Below are 245 nucleotides of genomic sequence, written 5' to 3'. Positions count from 1 at the left end.
TTAGTTTTTTTGATAATTATTTTTGACATATTGGTTCTCCTTTGAATTTATTTTAATTTTAGTTCTTTAACTTTATCTTTGATGGATTTAGAAAGTTTGAAAGTGACTACTGTTTTCGCAGGGATTTCTAGTTTTTTCTTTGTTTTAGGGTTTCTACCGATGTAGGCTTTTCTTGATTTTAATTGGAATTTACCAATTTGTGTTGATAAAACTACTTCTTCGTTATTAGTGATTGCTTCGATTAA

At 26.9% G+C, this 245-nt stretch carries 1 protein-coding gene; it reads right to left on the bottom strand.

Annotated elements, in window-relative coordinates; all coding sequences use genetic code 11:
* Positions 1 to 47: 47 nt before the first annotated feature.
* A partial coding sequence (locus tag RI68_RS02840; protein ID WP_017193728.1) for an HU family DNA-binding protein occupies positions 48 to 245 on the bottom strand: 198 nt, incomplete at its 5' end.

It is taken from the genome of Vaccinium witches'-broom phytoplasma str. VAC, assembly GCF_000309405.1.
Lineage (GTDB): Bacteria > Bacillota_I > Bacilli_A > Acholeplasmatales > Acholeplasmataceae > Phytoplasma.
The sequence above is the reverse complement of the archived record's forward strand: the minus strand, read 5'-3'. Positions and strand labels throughout refer to the sequence as shown.